Consider the following 18,691-nt stretch of genomic DNA (forward strand, 5'->3'; position numbering starts at 1 on the left):
TTTCAAATGAGTGTATATACCCGCACCGGAGATGACGGAACTACCGGACTGATAGGTGGCTCGCGTGTTCCCAAGTCTGATTTACGGCTCGAAGCATATGGAACGGTGGATGAACTGAACTCATGGATTGGTTTGATTCGTTCGCAGGATATCATGCAATCCGATAAAGAAGAACTTATTCAGATTCAGAATAAATTATTCGTAATAGGGGCCCGGTTAGCCACCGATACCGATCGCGTCGATAACAAGGAGCATCTTCCGTGTTGCGACGATGATGTTAAACAGTTGGAAAAAGAGATGGATAAGATTCTGGCTGAGCTTCCGGCGTTGACTCATTTTATTCTTCCGGGAGGAAATAACCCGGTTTCGTACTGTCACCTGGCACGCACCGTTTGCCGCAGAGCTGAACGAAATGTTTATAAATTGTCGCAAAATGTCGACATACCGCACGAAATAATTAAATATTTGAACCGTTTGTCAGATTACCTGTTTGTCTTATCCCGGAAGGTATCGTATGATACAGGGGCGGATGAAATTGCCTGGAAAGCCTAAAAAAAGATTGAAAATTAGGCATTAAGTTTTAAAAAAAAATGCTTATAATCGCAGAAAAAGCAAAATATAATATAATTAAATAATATTATGTACTGGACATTGGAACTAGCTTCAAAATTAGAGGATGCTCCCTGGCCTGCGAGCAAGGATGAGTTGATCGACTATGCTATCCGATCAGGAGCACCTTTAGAGGTCATCGAGAATTTACAGGAAATTGAGGATGAGGGCGAAGTATATGAATCCATAGAAGATATATGGCCTGATTATCCAAGCAAGGATGATTTCTTCTTCAATGAAGATGAATATTAAATAGGTTTTTATTTAGTCACGTGTCCTTAAAAGAGATTTGGGCGCAGATTCAATCTTGTTTTGTTTCTGCGCTTTTTCTTTTGGCTCCAATGCTTTCTTCTCAGGTGTTTTCTTCACTTTGGCCTGCTCTTTTTTAGGGAAAATGTCGTACCTGTTTTTGGGTCTCTCTTCCGGTCGCCAGTTGAATCCCTGCAGCATCGTTTCACTAGTATTCACATCGTCTAACGGAAGCATTTTAGCATCGGGACGGGTGATGAAGGTGATATTGTTAATGTGCCCGTCGGTCAGATAAATATTGATATTGCTGCTTTCAACACGGTTCAGACCGATGTATTTGTCTTTATCCTTGGCGAAATAAATTGAGCGACCATTCCCGTTGACTTCCACTTTGTACAGGTTGTTATTTCGGATATAGCCTATCATATCCTTCCCGCTGATTTGGTTGAATTTGGCCGAATCTTCTTCGGAAATGATGAAGGCATTGTTCTCCATGTTCACGATATCCGGCGATTTCTCATGCGTGGTCATTTTTACCACGTCAGCTGTCATTTGGTTATTTTGAGACCACAATACCGGATCGTGATACATTTCGATGGTTGAATCCTTCATCCTGTAGGCTAGTGAATCACATTTGCCCTGCAGGTCGGCACGGTAAAAACGGACACCAAAGTAAGCCAGGAATATCTTCTTGTCGTCTTTTTTAGTTAATGATGTATCGGGAACCGAACGCAGCGTGTCGGCATGCATGAACAGCGTATCCTTTTTGGAATACTGCATGAATAACGCCGAATCGGTCACCATCGCTTTGTCGCTGATTTCGTTGTAAATGGCATGCTTGCCAGTGATGACGGTGTGGTTCTTCAGGTCGGTAAGCTTCACCTTGTGAAAAGCCCTTCCGTCGCCGGTCGTTTTGTTGTAGTATAACGTATCACCTTCCAAAATCTGGTCGTTTCGTTCGAGACGCGAATCTTTGTACAACTCCGAAATATTCGTCTGTGTATCGTACCAACCACTTCTGGAGAAGAGCTTTCCTTTTTCTTTGGTTCCTTCTATGGTTGTGGGGCCGACAATGATGACACGTTCTTTTTCGCTTTGGTACTCCAGCGTGTCAGCATTCATCACAAAATCCTTGTTGGTCACCTTCACCGAGTCTTTGAAGAAAAACAGATCGCGGTCGGCATAATAGCGACCAACCCAGCTGGTTAGAACGTTGGCTGTATCGACGATTTTTCCACCGTGATTATAATACCCGATATTCGTATTCATGTTGAAATCGAGCGAGTCGGTGGTCAGGGTGATGGTTTTGTTGACGAGTTTCACATCCCGGCGGACTTTAGCCATTTTGGTGTCGCCGTTGTAATTGATGTATTGTCCGTATAAGTTGAGTGTGTCGCCCTGGATGATGTGAACATTTCCAAAGGCATCTACCATGTTTTTGCTATTGTATGAATAGGCACTGTCACACATCATGACAATTCCCTGGTGATGCAGTCGCACATGTCCGATTAACCGCTGTGCATCGGCGACGATGTTTTCATTGTACATCAAGCTATCGGCATGATCCAGTTCTATTCGTCTCTTTTTCTTCTGCGGCTGTGACTGAGGCGTGTAGGATTGCAGTGAAAACAGGGCAATAACTGTTAACAAAAAGAGGAAGGCATTTTTATATGTTGCCGGTAGCTTCATTCGTGGTTTTTCAAATTAGTGGCAGATGTGGTTATTTCATGAGTTGTGCGATGATGTCATCCACACCAATTCCTTCGGCTTCCGCCTTGTAGTTTTTGATAATCCGGTGGCGTAGAATGGCCGTCGCGACCGCTTTTACGTCCTCGATATCGGGTGAATATTTGCCGTGCAGCGCAGCGTGGGTTTTAGCTCCCGTTACAAGATATTGTGATGCTCTAGGTCCGGCACCCCACTTCAGGTATTCGTTGGTAATTGCCGGCGCATGCTCGGTTCCCGGACGGGTTTTAGCCGCCAGCGTTACAGCATATCGTAGCACGTTGTCGTTGATGGGCACACGTTTAATCAATTCCTGAAAATGAAGAATCTCTTCAGCCGAAATAACGTTTTTTGCTTCATTCTTAAAATCGGAAGTGGTGTTCTTCACGATAGTCATTTCATCTTCGTGAGCCGGATAATCGAGCCAGATGGAGAACATAAACCGGTCGAGCTGTGCTTCGGGAAGGGGATAGGTTCCTTCCTGCTCAATCGGATTCTGTGTGGCCAGCACGAAGAAAGGTTCTTCCAACTTGTAGCTGGTTCCGGCTGATGTCACCGATTTTTCCTGCATGGCTTCCAACAGAGCTGCCTGCGTTTTCGGTGGTGTCCGGTTAATTTCGTCGGCAAGAATGATGTTCGCGAAAAGTGGGCCTTTTACGAATTTGAATGCCCGGTCTTTATCCAGGATTTCAGTACCGATAATATCGGATGGCATTAAGTCGGGTGTAAACTGGATGCGTTTGTAGTGCAATCCAAGCACCCGGGCAATGGTGTTTACCAAAAGCGTTTTCGCCAGTCCGGGAACACCAATCAGCAGACAATGCCCTTTACTGAAAATGGAAATCAGGACTTCTCTGATAATCTCGTCCTGACCATAGATAACTTTTTGTATTTCGCTAAGAAGCTCATGGTGCTTTACACGTAAAGCATCGACGGCTTCTGTATCATTCTTAAACATCATGTTCCAGGTGATTATTTAACCCAGTTCTTGAACTTGAAGTTGCAATTGACATACGAGTCGTCGATACGAACGTACGTTTTGGCTACCCGGTCGGCAATCCAGTTCTGATATACCTGTTCCTTTTTCTTTTGCAGACACATATCACTCAGCATCTGGTAATCTTCGGCCAGGTTTGCTTTGTGCGGTTTGCTTTTGTCCAGCAGCTTAACGATGGTGTAAACCTGCCGCTGACGTTTGGGATCCTGCATGAGGAAGGGATCGGAAATCTCGCCGATTTTCATTTTCGTGATCACCTTACTAACAGCCGGATCTAACTGACTTACTTCGAATTTGGATGAACCGGTATTCGGGTTAATTACGAGCCCACTATTGTTTCGGGTATCTTTATCGAACGAGTAGAGGTAAGCAGCGCGCTCCCACGAAATGCTATCACGGCGAATGTAGTCGGCGATGCTGTCGATATGCTCTTTGGCATGATCCAGTTCTTTCGGGCTCACCTTCGGTTTAATAATGATGTGGCGAACGTTCACTTTTTCACCTTTCCGATCGATGAGCTGGATGATGTGGTAACCCATTTCACTCTTCACAACTTTCGATACTTTACCCGGTTTCAGGTTGAAAGCAACGGCTGCAAACGCCGGGTCGAGCTGGCCACGTCCTAGGTAGCCCAATTCACCACCGTTACGTGCCGAAGGTCCTTCGGAATAAAGTACAGCCAGTGTGGCAAAGTTTTCTCCGTTTTCCACCCTTTTTTTCAGGTCACGAAGCTGAGTTTTTACCCGGAGGTCTTCCTTTTCACTGATTTTGGGGAGAACGGTAATTTCAGCATACTGAAGCTGTTCTTTCACCATTGGAATTTCATCCGGTTTCATGTTTTTATAGAAACGACGAACTTCGGAAGGCGTTACAGATACATTCTCAGTGATTTTCGAGTGCATCTGTTGCGTCATCAATTGTTCCCGGATGGCGTCTTCCATATCAGCCTTGATTTGAATGATGGGCTTATGGAAATACTCTTCCACGGCTTTTTCCGAACCAATATGCTCGATGAAGTACTGCATACGGCGGTCCATCTCCTGGTTGATCTGGTTATCCGTTACCGTAATGGTTGTATCGAGTTGTGCTTCTGCCAACAGCAATTTTTGTTCGAGCAGGTTCTCCAGAATCTCACACTTCATGTCTCCGGTCGAGGTGGCACCCTGCGCCTGCATCTGCAGATACTGTGTTTCGATATCCGATTTCAGAATGATGTTTCCTCCAACAACAGCAACTATCTGGTCGATAACTTTGTCCTGAGCAAAGGTTTGAGCCGAACCTGCGAATAAAAACAGAACTGGCAGTAAAATTTTCAATGTATGTTTCAGCATATCGTAATGATTATCATTTCTTGTGTTTATTTCTAATCTTTTTTATTTGCCACATAAAATTCGCGTGATTGGGAAACGTTATTTTAATAAGTGCTTCCGGGAATCATGTTCATTTCATGATGGTGAAAAGATTGTCTTCTTCCCCTTTTTCGTAAATTTTTTTCTCTAGCTCCTTTATTAGCTCCATTTTTCGGCTGTTCAAAATTAAGTTTTCTATCCGATCCTTCACAAAGTTGAACGGAGCTTTTTCCCCTTTTACGCGAAAATCTTTAATAGCAACGTAATAAGCACTGACCGAATCGGTGGTTTCAATGAAATTATTCCGTCGTAAAAAGCGGTCCGTATTCATAATTTCCATCGGTAACCGCGACTCGATGCGGCTGAATTCCATCCACTTGTCGGAGAAGTTGTCGTATTTAGTAGCATATTGAAAACTAAACACTTCCAAGGCCGAGATGTCTTCCGATTTATTGGACAACATCCACTTTTTTATTTCTCTGGAATGGTCTACTTCCTTGGGAACTTCCATGTAAATTCCCTGAATCAGATCCTGGTTGAGGTTGAATTTCTCAGGGTTATGGTCGTAAAAATCCCGAATGTCTTTTTCTGTTACCACGGTGTCGAGTCGTTGGCGAACCCATTCTTCCTGGTATTTATGGATTAACAGCGAAGCACGGTATTCCTGCAGTTCGTGTTCCACATTTTTCTGTTCCGGGGTCAGGTTTTCTTCCGCCTTTTGCAGAATCAATTCCTGATGAATCCATCGTTGAATGTAGTCGCTCGCCAGCCGGGTACTGTCTGTGCTGTTGATATCTTTCGGCAGGGCACTGGCTAAATCTTCCCGGTAAAGGTATTTATCACCAACTTTCGCAATCGCATTTTTTCCGTTTCCCTTGTTTCCTTTCTGACAGGCTGTAAAAAGAATCACTATGCCTGCCAGTGCTAAAAATATGTTCCTCATTTTTCTGCCGTGTGCTTCAAAATTCTGTTTATTGCCTGCTGTTTCACTTTCACCGGATATTTCTGCCGCAGCTGTTTTACCCATTGTTTTTCAAGGTAATCCTGGTAGTCTGCCAGGCAGGTTCCCCTCACGTCTTTTAGCGGTTCATACCCCTTTGGGTGCGCTTTGCCCTGCAATACAGCTAATCCGGCTTGTGCCTCTGTTATTGTGTCCTTATCATTGAAGATGTAAAAATCGACAGCGGGGTTGTCTCCCTCTCTAAATTTTCCCGTTCGGTGAGAAAATCCTTCAAGGTTTTTATGTTTTTGGATGATGATTGTACTGTCTTTGCCCGCTTCTACCATTTTATCAACCTCAGTCGCAATTTTATGCGAGGGACAAAGATAAACAGTCCCGCCGAAATACCTTTCCGTTCGGTAATTTTCACGATGATTTGCATAAAATTCCTTCAGTCCTGTTGTGTCCTTTGCTGCTTTCTGCCAGACTTTTTGGTCGGTAATATCGAATAGCAGAAGGCCATCGTGGTACTCTTTTACCAATAACCGGAAATCCGGGTATTTCTTTTCAAGCTGCGAATCTTCGTACTTCAGAAAACTTTGGTCTTTAAAATGGTCGTAATAACTATCGATTTGTTCTTTCGTCAGTGGCTTGTGGCTGTGCTCTTTTTGTTGGATGAAATCGATGAATTCAGCTCGGCTAAAAGGTTTTTTGTTGATGCTGAACATTGGTTTGTTTGTCGTCGATTCGGCTTTCGCCTGAAGTGAGTCTTTGGTACTTCCTTTTAGCGAAGAAAGCCATTCCTGTGTAGTCTGATTTTCGTTGAGCGTGTATTCCGATTTCAATTTACTGATGAAAGCTGCTTTGGCTTCCTGATTCCTTTCCGGAGATTTTTTCAGGTTTGCTACAATCTTCGGGCGTAATTCATCGAAGGTGGGGACCGGTTTGACCGCTAATCTTTTAACAATGTGCCAGCCATATGGCGAGCGAACGGGTTTCGAGTAGTCGCCATCTTTCTTCAGAGCAAAGGCTGTTTCCGCAATTTCGGGAATCATTCGTCCGGAACGGAACCAGGGCAGTACGCCACCATTTGCACCACTCTTTTTATCGTCGGAGTATTTTTTTGCCAGTTGAGCAAAATCGGCGCCGTTTTGCAGCATTCGGTAAACACTATCGGCTTTCGCATGGATTTGCGCCTCCGCTTCCGGGCTGGTTCCCGGACGGACAAAAAACATGATGTGAGCCGCGTGCATTTCGCCTGGTGATGGTCGTTTGTCTTCTACTTTTATAAGGTGATAACCAAAACGGGTACGAATGATAGGAGAGATTTGTCCCACCGGGGTTTCATAGGCTGCTTTTTCGAATGGATATACCATCATGAAGCCACTGAAATAACCCAACTCACCTTTGTTGTTTCTGGCCGATGGATCTTGTGAATAGTTGAGGGCTAACTTGGCAAAATCGTCTCCATTCACGGCTCGTTGACGCAAATCGTTGATCTGATTCCATGCTTTCAGTGTATCGGCGGGGGAGGCATTGCGCGGAATCCGTATCAGGATATGCGAAGCTTTTACCTCGGTCGTCATCCGGTGGTACATTGTCCGTACCAACTGTTCATCGATGGTGGAATCGGTAAGGTAAGGAGCGGCCGATTCTTCCCGGTAACGGGCCAGTTCGCTTTTGAAGGAACTGAGCGTATCCATTCCGAGCGCTTCCGCTGCCCGAACTTTTAGTTTAAAATCGATGAAAAGCTGTAAATATTCTTGTGGCGTTTTCTGGAGGGAATCCGGCAGACTCAAATTATTTTTCCGGTACATCCGGAGAAATTCATCGCTGTAAATTTTATCTCCGCCGATGGTCATGATGACCTGTTTCTCTTTGGCGTTAGCCTGAATTCCGGTTAACGTTAGCAGGAGAAGGAGCAGTACACTGCAAATGGATTTGAACATGAACTTAAGGGCTATTTAGCTAAAAATGAAAAAGTATGTCGTTTTTTGTGTTGTCGGAAAAGACATTAATTGTTATCCCGTGAATAATTAGGTGCTTCGCGGGTGATGGAAACATCATGCGGATGACTTTCGGTAACGCCTGCATTGGTGATTCGGGTGAATTTTGCTTCGTGCAACTTGTGAATGTTATGTGCTCCGCAGTATCCCATTCCGGCCCGCAGGCCACCAACCATCTGAAAAAGTACCTCGTACAATGTGCCTTTGTATGGAACCCGGGCAACAATGCCTTCCGGAACCAGTTTTTTTATGTCATCTTCAACATCCTGGAAATAGCGGTCTTTAGAGCCTTCCTGCATGGCTTCGATGGAGCCCATTCCCCGGTAGGATTTAAATTTCCGTCCCTGGTAAATGATGGTTTCGCCGGGCGACTCTTCCACACCGGCAAATAAAGAACCGGCCATCACACTGTGCGCACCGGCAGCCAGTGCTTTCACGATATCGCCGGAATAGCGTAGTCCGCCGTCGGCAATAATCGGAACGCCACTGTTTTTAATGGCTTTGGCCACACTGTAAATAGCAGAAAGCTGGGGAATACCCACGCCGGCCACGATGCGGGTGGTACAAATGGAACCTGGCCCGATACCCACTTTAACGGCATCCGCACCTGCGAAAACAAGCTCTGATGCGGCTTCGGCTGTTCCAATATTTCCAACTACGAATTCCTTTTCGGGATATTTATTTTTGGCCTTTTTCAGCATTTCCAACACGCCACGTGAATGACCATGTGCAGTGTCAATTACAATGGCATCTACCTGCGCTTCCACAAGCGCGTCGATCCGTTCGATGGTATCGCGTGCTACACCAACAGCAGCGGCTACGCGCAAGCGGCCCTTCTCATCTTTACAAGCCCGCGGCTTATCTTTCGCTTTGGTAATGTCCTTGTAGGTGACAAGTCCAATGAGTTTGTTGTGCTTATCGACAACGGGCAGTTTTTCGATTTTGTATTGTTGCAAAATATCGGCAGCCTTTTCCAGGTTAGTCGATACATCGGTGGTAATCAGATTTTCGACTGTCATCACTTCCGCTATGGGGCGCTGTAAATCGCGCTCAAACCGGAGGTCGCGGTTGGTCACAATTCCCACCAGTAAACCGGCAGCATCTACCACGGGAATTCCTCCAATCTTGAATGTTTCCATGATCGAAAGAGCATCACCCACTTTCTTCTCTTTCGAGATGGTAATCGGATCGTAAATCATCCCGTTTTCTGCCCGTTTCACAATCGTCACCTGCTTTGCCTGCGCTTCGATGCTCATATTTTTGTGAATCACTCCGATGCCTCCTTCGCGGGCAATCGCGATAGCCAGTTTCGAATCCGTCACGGTGTCCATGGCCGCCGAAACAATGGGCGTATTTAGCCGGATATTCCGGGTAAAATTGGAAGAGATATCCACGTCTCTGGGGAGCACTTCTGAGTAGGCAGGTACGAGCAGCACATCATCAAAGGTGAGGCCTTCATGAACAACTTTATCGGACAGAAACGACATGGGTAAAGCTTTTAGGTGAATGATGGGCTAAAATAAGAAAAATGTGTGAAATGTACTTCATCCGATATGTAGGTTTAGACCAGAAATCAACAGTGATATGAAAGAAAATGAATTGCTCTGTTTTTGATGAGGGTATTTCCTAAATTTGTGCAACTGATCATATGAGCGATTTTCACGAAATATTAAAGAAATACTGGGGCTACGACGATTTTCGTCCGTTGCAGGAGGAGATCATCCAATCGGTTGCCTCGGGGAAAGATAGTTTGGGCTTGATGCCTACCGGAGGAGGAAAGTCTATTACGTTCCAGGTTTTCTCGATGGCAAACGAAGGCTTGTGCCTGGTGGTAACGCCATTGATTGCGCTCATGAAGGACCAGGTGGAGAATCTGAAAAAGCGCCGTATCAAAGCATTGGCCGTTTACTCGGGAATGACGTCGATGGAGATTGATGTAACCCTGAAGAATGCGGTTTACGGCGATTATAAGTTTCTGTATGTTTCGCCCGAACGGCTAGTCAGTTCCTCGTTTCAGAATTACCTGCACCGGATGAACCTGAATCTGATTACGGTGGACGAAGCGCATTGTATCTCGCAATGGGGTTACGATTTTCGTCCTTCCTATCTGAATATTGCTTCTTTGCGTGAGCATTTTCCGGAAGTTCCGATATTGGCGCTGACGGCGACGGCTACTCCCGATGTGGTCGATGATATTCAGGATAAGCTGAAATTCAAAGAGAAGAATGTCCTGCAAAAGAGTTTCTACCGTGAAAACCTGGTGTACATGGTTCGGCAAAAGGAAGACAAACTAGGCTATTTGGTAGAAACGGTGAAAAAAGCCAAAGGCAGCGGTGTGGTTTACGTCCGTAGTCGGAAGAAAACACGGGAGATTACCGAATTGCTGAGAAGAGAGCGTGTCTCTGCCGATTTTTACCATGCCGGTCTGGCACCCGAAATTCGCGCCCGAAAGCAGGATGAGTGGATGAGCGGAAAGTCGCGGGTTATTGTTGCGACCAATGCATTCGGTATGGGAATCGATAAGCCGGATGTCCGTTTTGTGATTCACGTCGATTTGCCCGATTCGCTGGAGGCTTACTTTCAGGAAGCTGGTCGCGCGGGGCGCGACGGGAAAAAGGCCGCAGCTGTCTTGCTGTTTAATGCGACCGACAAACGGCGATTGCACAAGCAAGTGACCGACAGTTTCCCGGAAATGGACATGATTCGCCGGGTGTACAAGGCGCTGGGAAATTTTTTTAGCGTAGCTGTTGGGACGGGAAAAGGACGCGTGTTCGATTTTAACCTGGCTGACTTTTCGCATAATTTCAATCTCCAGCCACTGGCAGTTTTTCATTGCCTGAAAATTTTGCAGCGCGAAGGTTACATCGAGTTTACCGATGAACTGGAACATTCGTCGCGTATCTTTTTCCGGGTAACCCGAGATGAATTATACAAGTTTCAGGTCGCCAATGCTTCGTTCGACGCGTTTATCAAGTTGCTGCTTCGATCTTATACCGGTGTTTTTAGTGAATTCACGGTAGTAAATGAGCAAGTTCTGGCGCAACGGGCCAAAACGACGGTCGATGTGGTGAAGGAATACCTGAGCCGGCTGAATATATTGAAGGTGGTTCACTATATTCCGCGACGAAAAAGTGCGCTGATTATTTTCACGAAAGAGCGGATTGAAGAAAAACGCATCAAAATCAGTCCGGAGAATTATGCCATTCGCAAACAACGCTTCCTCGACCGGATGGATGCCGTCATTCATTATGCGGCGCAGGAAGAGCAGTGCCGGAGCGTGGTTTTGCTCAATTATTTCGGACAAACCGATGGGCAACCATGCGGCGAATGCGATGTTTGCCGGCGGGAGCATCAGGCGGGCGTAACCCGCTCAGAGTTCGAACATATTTCCCAGAAGGTAAACGAATTGCTACTTGAACAGCCGCTGGCTATTCAGGAATTGGTGCGCGAAGTGGACGGGAAGGAGAAACAGGTGTTAGGCGTAACACGCTGGATGCTCGACAATGGAAGCATAATAAATGGTTCCGATGGGCGTTTACATTGTAGAGAATCCTGATTGAAGCTTAAGGCAAACTCCTAAGGTCTCTCGCTTTTTTATATTACCTTTGTGCCTGATTTAGCATAAACATCTGTCATCAATTAATGGAAGGAGAAACTTCACATATTGTCTATTCAGTCAACGTAATCGAGTTTGTGACGGTAGCCAACGAATATTGTGCTACACTGGAAACAATGGACGATCTGAACCGGAAAGATTTCGTGCATAAAATGCAGAAGATTTTTCCGTTGTTATACCTGAAAGCTTCTCTGCTTCCGGAAGTAGAGGAAATGCTGGAGGATGAGCCTGAAAAGTTTGTTGCTGAAGAAGATTACAACTATTTGCATCGGAAATTGCAGGTGAAGCTTGCCGAACATGACGGCTACCTGGAGGTTTTCGATCCGTTGATGCAATATAGCGAAGGTCCTGTTGAAGGAAGTCTGGCGGAAAATATGGCGGACATTTACCAGGATTTGAAGGATTTCATTCTTTCTTATCGCATTGGCACCGTCGAAGTGATGAACGATGCGTTGTTGGAGTGTCGTAATAATTTTGCGGAGTACTGGGGCCAGCGACTGGTGAACGGTCTCCGGGCATTGCACAATCTCACTTTTGGCGATGTGGATCTGTCTGAAGATGCAAAGAAGAAAGAGGCTGAAAAGAAAGATGACGAGGAACAAATTGATAGTCCCGACTGGATTCTGAAACAACAATTCAAGAATTTCAGAGGGGAGTAGGAAGATTTTTAATTATGAAGGAAGAAACAACTGTTTTACATAAGTGTATCTCGAAAGATGAACTGAACGAATTGCCTTTGAGTCATTTCGAGGGAGAGATTCAGCTTGTCGAGACACTGGAACAGGTGGACGAAGCGGTTGGCTATCTGGAGCAGCAGCTCATCCTCGGTTTTGACACAGAAACGCGTCCTTCCTTCAAAAAAGGGCAAACCAATCCGGTGGCTCTTCTTCAGCTTTCTACTTCTGACAAAGCATTTTTATTCCGGATTAATAAAATCGGTTTGCCGGAAAGGCTGGCCGATATTCTGGCTAATCCGAAGATTGTAAAAAGTGGAGCGGCCATTCGTGATGATATCAAGATTTTGAAGAATGTCAACCATTTTCGCCCGGGAGGATTTGTCGAGTTGCAGGAGTACGTCAAGGATTTCGGCATCGAGAACTTCAGCCTGAAGAAGCTGGCTGGCATTGTGTTGGGATTCCGTATTTCTAAATCACAGCGTTTGACTAACTGGGAAGCTCCGGTTTTAACGGTGCCACAGCAAATTTATGCGGCAACTGATGCCTGGGTTTCGTATGAAATATATGTTCGCCTGCTCGAAATGGAAGGTCAGATGGCTATCTGATCCCGACAGGACGATACCTTATTCATTCCCGGTATCGTTAATTAACCATCAATAAAGCAAATGCAAGGTTTTTCAAAAATCATTCTGAAAAAGGGTAAGGATGAATCGTTGCTTCGGTTTCATCCGTGGATTTTTTCAGGTGCTATTCAAAAAGTAAAAGGTCCGGTGGAAGAGGGCGATGTGGTGGCTGTTTACAATCACGAGCGTCGTTTTCTTGGATTTGGACATTACCAGATTGGTTCCATTATGGTGCGCGTTTTCTCTTTCGAGGAAGAAGTTCCTGATTTGGCTTTCTGGACTGAAAAAATTGCATCGGCGTGGAAACTCCGTCAGGAGATCGGATTAACGGAACGGGACGATACGAATGTATTCAGGCTCATTCATGGCGAAGGCGACGGTATACCTGGGCTCATCGTTGATTATTATAACGGCACGGTGGTTTACCAGGCGCACTCGGTGGGGATGTGGCTCAACCGTTCGTTGATTGCTGAAGCTATTCGGAACGTTCTGGGTGAGCGGGTAACAGCTATTTATGATAAAAGTGCCAAAACATTGCCGTACAAAGCTGATGTAGAACCGGAAGATGGTTACCTGTGGGGCGAATCGATCACCCGGGAAGTGATGGAGTACGGCAATAAATTTGAAGTGGACTGGGAAACCGGGCAAAAAACCGGATTCTTTGTCGACCAAAGAGAAAACCGGAAATTGCTAGCCGATTATGCGAAAGACCGTGATGTACTGAACATGTTTTGCTATTCCGGAGGTTTCTCGTTTTATGCCATGAACGGTGGCGCGCGACTCGTCCACTCAGTAGACGCTTCGGCGAAAGCCATTGAATTGACCAACCGAAATGTGGAACTGAACTTTCCGGGCGACAAACGGCATGAGGCTTTTACGGCCGACGCATTTGATTTCATGCGCGACATCAAAGACAAGTACGACCTGATTGTACTCGATCCGCCAGCTTTTGCGAAGCATCAGCGAGTGGTGAGACAGGCTTTGCAGGGATACAAGAAACTGAATGCACGGGCTTTTTCGCAGATTCGTTCGGGTGGAATTGTCTTCACCTTCTCCTGCTCGCAGGCGGTAAGCAAGGACCAGTTCCGGCAGGCAGTTTTTTCGGGGGCGGCTATCGCGAAACGGAAGGTACGCATCCTGCATCAACTGACGCAACCGGCTGATCATCCAATCGATATTTATCATCCGGAAGGAGAATATTTGAAGGGATTAGTGCTTTATGTCGAATAGTTTATAGCTTAGCGGGAAAATGAATTGTTTCGGAATAAAATGTCCGGAACAGATATCCAACTCATTTAAAAAAAGTAAAAACAGTAAACCCAATAACATTGAAATTCACCGAATTTGATTTTGAACCGGAAGTAATGGACGGACTCGAATCCATGGGATTTGAGGACTGCACGCCTGTGCAGGAATTGGCCATGCCGGTTATTTTTCAGGAAAAGGACCTGATTGCCTGTGCCCAAACAGGAACTGGGAAAACAGCAGCTTACTTGCTGCCGGTACTCAACCGCGTTTCCCGCGAAGGCAGCAAAGGAATCGATACACTCATCATTGCCCCGACCCGGGAGCTGGTGTTGCAAATCGATCAGCAAATAGAAGGCTTTTCCTACTTCTGCCCGGTTTCTTCGATTGCCGTATACGGCGGTGGCGAAGCGAACGCTTTCGAGCGGCAGAGAGTAGCACTCCGAAAAGGCGCCGACATTATTGTAGCCACACCAGGACGTTTGCTGGCACACATGAATTTGCGTTATGGCGACTTCTCTACAGTTCGTCACCTCATTCTGGATGAAGCTGACCGGATGCTCGACATGGGGTTCTTCGACGATATCATGCGAATCGTACGCGAATTGCCGGTAGAAAGACAAACCTTGCTTTTCTCGGCTACCATGCCACCTAAAATCCGTAAACTGGCCAATAGCATTCTTCGCAACCCGGAGGAGGTCAACATAGCGATTTCCAAACCGGCGGAAAATATTCTGCAGGTGGCTTATATGGCTTACGAACCTCAGAAATTGCAGCTGGTCAGCAGCCTGTTAAAGGATAAAGAGGATTTCGAGAGCATCATCATTTTTACTTCCCGGAAGGCAAATGTAACGCAGATTGTGCGGGAGCTGAAGAAGATGAAATTTCGTACAGACGGCATTAGTTCCGATTTGGATCAGGGCGAAAGAGAAGAAGTACTGCGCAACTTCCGGAATAAGAAGACACAAATTCTGGTGGCTACCGATATTCTTTCGCGCGGAATCGATATCGAAGGCATCGACCTGGTGCTGAACTTCGATGTGCCCAACGATGCCGAGGATTATGTGCACCGTATTGGCCGGACGGCACGTGCGCAGCGCTCCGGTGTTGCCATTACTTTCATTACTGAAAAAGATCAGCACGATTTCAAGAAGATTGAAAACCTGATTGAACGGGAAGTGACCAAAGTGCCGGTTCCTCCAGAATTGGGCGAATCACCCGAATACAATCCGAGGGAGTTTAAAGGGAAAGGCCGTGGAAAGCCATACCGTAAAGGTGGAAAAGGTGGCGGACAGCGCTCCGGCGGCAAAGGGCGAAAGCCCGGAAAGCCAAGTTCTGGTAAAAAGAATTAACAGACCGTCTGTTATTCAGGAAATGTAAAACTGACAAAGCCACGGGCTGGCCAGATTTCCAAAATATTACTCAACTCCAGGGTATAAGGCTCGAATTCCGGATTATCGGAGTGGAATTCGAGCAAATGCTTTTCCTTCCCCGGGTAAAGCCTTTTGAAAACAATGCCGTCGTCGCGGGTGACCACCACATAAAGGTTTCCCGGACGAATGAGCGACCAGTCCTGCAAATATTCACAAATGATGTATGAGCCCGGTAGCACCGGAAGCATACTTTCTCCTTCAATCTGGAAAACCCGGTACGTACGCTCAGCCGACAGTTCGGGGAAAGGCATGGCGAAATGAGAAAGTCCGGCTATAAACGTCGTGTCCGAAAGCCCGCGCACATAACCGGCGACTGCTTTAACCGGAACCAACGATACTTTCTCCTGTTGACTCTGCTCGTTCACCATAATTGGCAGTACGCGAATCTTTGAGCCGTTCAGATTTTCCGGAATGGACTCTGCCTGACTTTTCAAATCGGTGCGGAGCAATTCATCCAGTGGGTAGTTAAAAGCTTCAGCCAGTTTTTGCAGTGTAGTGAGCCTTGGTAACGAATTTCCTTTTTCGACGGAGCGAATGGTGGAAACACTTAGCTTTACCTGGCTGGCCAGCTGGCGTTGCGACATCAATTTCCGGGTACGGAGGTATTGTATATTGTTGGCTAAACAGTGCATGGTCTCAAAATTACAAGGCCGGCAAAAATAACGTATGCCACCTGAAATACCAATAAAATAGACGGTTTTAAAGAAGCAGACAGAAGAATTGGAATACAAAATTCAATTTCCCTGTTAACTTTGTATAGACGAAATCCCGTGATGGAACCGGCCAGAAAAATTATCCATATTGACATGGACGCTTTCTATGCGTCAGTGGAGCAGCGCGATAACCCAGAACTGCGTGGTAAACCTGTTGCGGTTGGTGGAAGCCGGCAGCGCGGAGTGGTCGCTGCGGCCAGTTACGAAGCGAGGAAGTACGGTGTCAGGTCGGCCATGCCCTCGGTAACGGCGGCCCGAAAATGTCCTAACCTGATTTTCGTGAAACCTCATTTTGATATCTACCGCCAGGTTTCAGAGCACATCCAATCTATTTTTCACGAATACACCGACCTTGTGGAGCCGCTTTCGCTCGATGAGGCGTTTCTGGATGTTACTTTTCACAAGAAAGGAAAACCGTCGGCGACGTTGATTGCCCGTGAAATCAAGCAGCGAATTAAAGAAGAAGTGAATCTGACAGCTTCTGCGGGCGTTTCCTGCAACAAATTCCTGGCAAAGATTGCTTCCGACTACCGGAAACCTGATGGCTTGTTCGTCATTCCGCCAGAAGAGGCTGAAGCATTTGTGGAAAAACTGGAAATCGACAAGTTTTTCGGTGTAGGCAAAGTAACAGCCGCCCGGTTTCACGAAATGGGTATTCACTTTGGCCGCGACCTGAAGAAACTTGACCGGACTGAGCTTATTCGAGCCTTTGGCAAAGCCGGAAGCTATTACTACGATATTGCCCGGGGTATTGACAATCGTCCGGTAAACCCGAACCGGGAACGAAAATCCATCGGCGGCGAGAGGACCTTTGACCGTGATTTGTATGATGCGAAAGAGTTGCAACACGAACTGGAAATCATTGCCGAAATTGTCTGGAACCGGGTGAAGAAGAAGCAGGCGATGGGAAAAACCATCACGTTAAAAGTGAAATATGCCGACTTCGAGCAGATTACCCGGAGCCATACCTTCAGTGGAAACGTTGTTGGTATGGAACAGCTCTACCGCACAGGCGTTGATTTGTTGCCGTATTACGAAGCGGCACAAAAAGGAGTTCGTCTTTTGGGCTTGACCATGTCGAATTTAACCCTTCCGGGCGAAGGAATTCCTGTTCAGCTTACGCTGGAGTTTTAATAGGCGCCGAAAATAATCGGGAAAAAGAAAACGACGAATCCTGCCCACAGCAGATAGACCGGCAAATAAGAGGTGATCGCTTTTTCCACAACCTGGACTTTTTTGCCCTGAAAAATGACCTGTCCCAATCGCCGTCCGATAAATATCAAGTGGACAAACAGCAGAATATTGATGGCGATAACCGAAAAGCGGTTGGGCGTAATCCCGTATTCGCTGATGCGGTGCACAATGGCAACTAAAGCCATCAGGTTCGCAATGCCGGCCATAACGGTCAGTCCAAACAACATGTAAAGATTGAAACGGCTGGCTTTCTGCTTGGTTTCCGATATCGAGAAAGCAATGATGGCCGCAACGGCGAGCAACATCAGGTTGAAGAGCAACAGAAATTCACGGTCGCTGAATAAATTCGGGCCGGCCCATGGAAGCGCAACCAGATAGGCGAGCAATGAGAGAAAAACCAATGGTGTGAAAATCCGGGCAATGACCGGGGCGAGTTTATTCGTGATAGTCGGGTGGTGCCGGATAACCCACAAACTAACCACGGGTGCGGAAACCAATCCGGCAGGAACGATATTGAATAGATAGAATGTTTTAATGTTGAGATGAATTACATCGAAGAGGCCCAGTGTTAACCCCGTCATGATGCCGCCGGCAATCAGGAGTAAGCCGGTCAGTATGATGATATCGCCGTTGGCACGGATGAAAACAGCGCGACGCGACAAATCCCTCCGGTTGAAATTGATATAAACCCAGCCAAAGATGCCCCAAAGAAGTACAGGGGAATGGATATAGATCAACCTACTGATGTCGTTGTTAAAATAGCCCGGCAGCAGATTGATGTAGATCGCGGGAACAATCAACAAAACGATAACCTGGCCAAAGCGACTTTTGCTCCATCTTTTCCGGTCGAAGAAAATGTAAATGGTCATAGCTGCAAAGACGATGAACGGCGCATTGGGCGGATAAAAATCCTCGGCCTTCCATCCGGCTATGTCGGGGAGACGGATGAGGAAAATGGCAAAAACACTGCAAAGAACCAGTAACCAAAGACTATTCCGGTACCGTTCCTTTTCGGCGGGTGTTTCCGTTTTCTGGTATTCAAGTCGGGCCATCCAAAAGTCAAAGCCCGGCTTATCGGTGAGGTAAGGAGATAGTTCCCGGAAGGCTGCCTCAAACCGTTTGGGATTTGACTGGTAAAGCTCTTCCAGCTTTTCAGGATTATTCAGATTATTATAAATGGAACTCTTCACAAAATAGCTTTTTACTGGTTAGTTGTAGATTCATGTTTCAGGCATGGTTGGAGTGTCCGCAGAGTAAATTTACATCATTCATCATGGCAAGTCAACCATGGTATGTAAAGAGAAGACATTTATAT

Annotated in this window: 16 protein-coding genes; 8 read left to right on the forward strand and 8 right to left on the reverse strand. The window is 46.2% G+C overall.

Annotation, left to right across the window (positions count from 1 at the left end):
• The first annotated feature begins 6 nt into the window (after window positions 1-6).
• Window positions 7-552 carry a cob(I)yrinic acid a,c-diamide adenosyltransferase gene (locus AC060N_RS04850; protein WP_463230403.1) on the forward strand — a complete coding sequence of 182 codons (546 nt, stop codon included), beginning with the start codon at window positions 7-9 and terminating at the stop codon, window positions 550-552.
• Window positions 553-639: 87 nt separating this feature from the next.
• A complete protein-coding gene (locus AC060N_RS04855; protein WP_073170646.1) occupies window positions 640-861 on the forward strand; it encodes a DUF2795 domain-containing protein in 222 nt (73 codons plus the stop codon).
• Between the two features lie 12 nt (window positions 862-873).
• Here the strand turns inward: AC060N_RS04855 and AC060N_RS04860 are convergent, their stop codons facing one another.
• The 6 genes from AC060N_RS04860 to guaB form a co-directional block, all read right to left on the reverse strand.
• Complete coding sequence (locus AC060N_RS04860; RefSeq protein ID WP_479526110.1) at window positions 874-2,547, reverse strand: OstA-like protein; 1,674 nt, start codon at window positions 2,545-2,547, stop codon at window positions 874-876.
• 31 nt (window positions 2,548-2,578) lie between these two features.
• A complete protein-coding gene (locus tag AC060N_RS04865) occupies window positions 2,579-3,544 on the reverse strand; it encodes an AAA family ATPase (RefSeq protein WP_479526111.1) in 966 nt (321 codons plus the stop codon).
• An 11-nt stretch (window positions 3,545-3,555) separates the two neighbouring features.
• The gene (locus tag AC060N_RS04870) at window positions 3,556-4,911 is read right to left on the reverse strand and encodes a peptidylprolyl isomerase (RefSeq protein ID WP_479526112.1); all 1,356 of its coding nucleotides are present in this window, start codon (window positions 4,909-4,911) and stop codon (window positions 3,556-3,558) included.
• Between the two features lie 109 nt (window positions 4,912-5,020).
• Window positions 5,021-5,872 (reverse strand): hypothetical protein, encoded by an 852-nt coding sequence (locus AC060N_RS04875; RefSeq protein ID WP_479526113.1) that lies wholly within the window; start codon window positions 5,870-5,872, stop codon window positions 5,021-5,023.
• Complete coding sequence (locus AC060N_RS04880; protein WP_479526114.1) at window positions 5,869-7,818, reverse strand: peptidylprolyl isomerase; 1,950 nt, start codon at window positions 7,816-7,818, stop codon at window positions 5,869-5,871. Before AC060N_RS04880 ends, AC060N_RS04875 begins: the two co-directional genes overlap by 4 nt.
• Window positions 7,819-7,883: 65 nt before the next feature.
• Window positions 7,884-9,362: an IMP dehydrogenase gene (guaB, locus tag AC060N_RS04885; RefSeq protein ID WP_153638036.1), complete on the reverse strand. Its 1,479-nt coding sequence runs from the start codon at window positions 9,360-9,362 to the stop codon at window positions 7,884-7,886.
• Window positions 9,363-9,523: 161 nt separating this feature from the next.
• Between guaB and AC060N_RS04890 the strand changes: the two genes are divergently transcribed.
• From AC060N_RS04890 to AC060N_RS04910, 5 genes are all read left to right on the forward strand, one after another.
• Window positions 9,524-11,431, forward strand: coding sequence for a RecQ family ATP-dependent DNA helicase (locus tag AC060N_RS04890; protein ID WP_479526115.1), 1,908 nt, complete (start codon window positions 9,524-9,526; stop codon window positions 11,429-11,431).
• Between the two features lie 86 nt (window positions 11,432-11,517).
• Window positions 11,518-12,150 (forward strand): DUF5063 domain-containing protein, encoded by a 633-nt coding sequence (locus AC060N_RS04895; protein WP_479526116.1) that lies wholly within the window; start codon window positions 11,518-11,520, stop codon window positions 12,148-12,150.
• A 14-nt stretch (window positions 12,151-12,164) separates the two neighbouring features.
• On the forward strand, window positions 12,165-12,773 hold the full coding sequence (locus AC060N_RS04900; RefSeq protein ID WP_479526117.1) for a 3'-5' exonuclease: 609 nt from the start codon (window positions 12,165-12,167) through the stop codon (window positions 12,771-12,773).
• 60 nt (window positions 12,774-12,833) lie between these two features.
• A complete protein-coding gene (locus AC060N_RS04905) occupies window positions 12,834-14,021 on the forward strand; it encodes a class I SAM-dependent rRNA methyltransferase (RefSeq protein ID WP_479526118.1) in 1,188 nt (395 codons plus the stop codon).
• 98 nt (window positions 14,022-14,119) lie between these two features.
• Window positions 14,120-15,388, forward strand: coding sequence for a DEAD/DEAH box helicase (locus AC060N_RS04910; RefSeq protein WP_479526119.1), 1,269 nt, complete (start codon window positions 14,120-14,122; stop codon window positions 15,386-15,388).
• Between the two features lie 11 nt (window positions 15,389-15,399).
• Here the strand turns inward: AC060N_RS04910 and AC060N_RS04915 are convergent, their stop codons facing one another.
• Window positions 15,400-16,101 (reverse strand): XRE family transcriptional regulator, encoded by a 702-nt coding sequence (locus tag AC060N_RS04915; protein ID WP_479526120.1) that lies wholly within the window; start codon window positions 16,099-16,101, stop codon window positions 15,400-15,402.
• A 141-nt stretch (window positions 16,102-16,242) separates the two neighbouring features.
• Between AC060N_RS04915 and dinB the strand changes: the two genes are divergently transcribed.
• A complete protein-coding gene (gene dinB, locus AC060N_RS04920) occupies window positions 16,243-17,316 on the forward strand; it encodes a DNA polymerase IV (RefSeq protein WP_479526121.1) in 1,074 nt (357 codons plus the stop codon).
• On the opposite strand, the gene AC060N_RS04925 is transcribed toward dinB, so the two are convergent.
• A complete protein-coding gene (locus AC060N_RS04925; RefSeq protein ID WP_479526122.1) occupies window positions 17,313-18,566 on the reverse strand; it encodes a DUF4153 domain-containing protein in 1,254 nt (417 codons plus the stop codon). The genes dinB and AC060N_RS04925 overlap by 4 nt on opposite strands.
• Window positions 18,567-18,691 lie beyond the last annotated feature (125 nt).

This window comes from Prolixibacter sp. DSM 2831 (assembly GCF_056493735.1).

Coding starts and splice junctions, on each gene's coding strand:
- AC060N_RS04850 (WP_463230403.1), top strand. CDS start 7: ATGAGTGTATATACCCGCACCGGAGATGACGGAACTACCGGACTGATA.
- AC060N_RS04855 (WP_073170646.1), top strand. CDS start 640: ATGTACTGGACATTGGAACTAGCTTCAAAATTAGAGGATGCTCCCTGG.
- AC060N_RS04860 (WP_479526110.1), bottom strand. CDS start 2,547: ATGAAGCTACCGGCAACATATAAAAATGCCTTCCTCTTTTTGTTAACA.
- AC060N_RS04865 (WP_479526111.1), bottom strand. CDS start 3,544: ATGATGTTTAAGAATGATACAGAAGCCGTCGATGCTTTACGTGTAAAG.
- AC060N_RS04870 (WP_479526112.1), bottom strand. CDS start 4,911: ATGCTGAAACATACATTGAAAATTTTACTGCCAGTTCTGTTTTTATTC.
- AC060N_RS04875 (WP_479526113.1), bottom strand. CDS start 5,872: ATGAGGAACATATTTTTAGCACTGGCAGGCATAGTGATTCTTTTTACA.
- AC060N_RS04880 (WP_479526114.1), bottom strand. CDS start 7,818: ATGTTCAAATCCATTTGCAGTGTACTGCTCCTTCTCCTGCTAACGTTA.
- guaB (WP_153638036.1), bottom strand. CDS start 9,362: ATGTCGTTTCTGTCCGATAAAGTTGTTCATGAAGGCCTCACCTTTGAT.
- AC060N_RS04890 (WP_479526115.1), top strand. CDS start 9,524: ATGAGCGATTTTCACGAAATATTAAAGAAATACTGGGGCTACGACGAT.
- AC060N_RS04895 (WP_479526116.1), top strand. CDS start 11,518: ATGGAAGGAGAAACTTCACATATTGTCTATTCAGTCAACGTAATCGAG.
- AC060N_RS04900 (WP_479526117.1), top strand. CDS start 12,165: ATGAAGGAAGAAACAACTGTTTTACATAAGTGTATCTCGAAAGATGAA.
- AC060N_RS04905 (WP_479526118.1), top strand. CDS start 12,834: ATGCAAGGTTTTTCAAAAATCATTCTGAAAAAGGGTAAGGATGAATCG.
- AC060N_RS04915 (WP_479526120.1), bottom strand. CDS start 16,101: ATGCACTGTTTAGCCAACAATATACAATACCTCCGTACCCGGAAATTG.
- dinB (WP_479526121.1), top strand. CDS start 16,243: ATGGAACCGGCCAGAAAAATTATCCATATTGACATGGACGCTTTCTAT.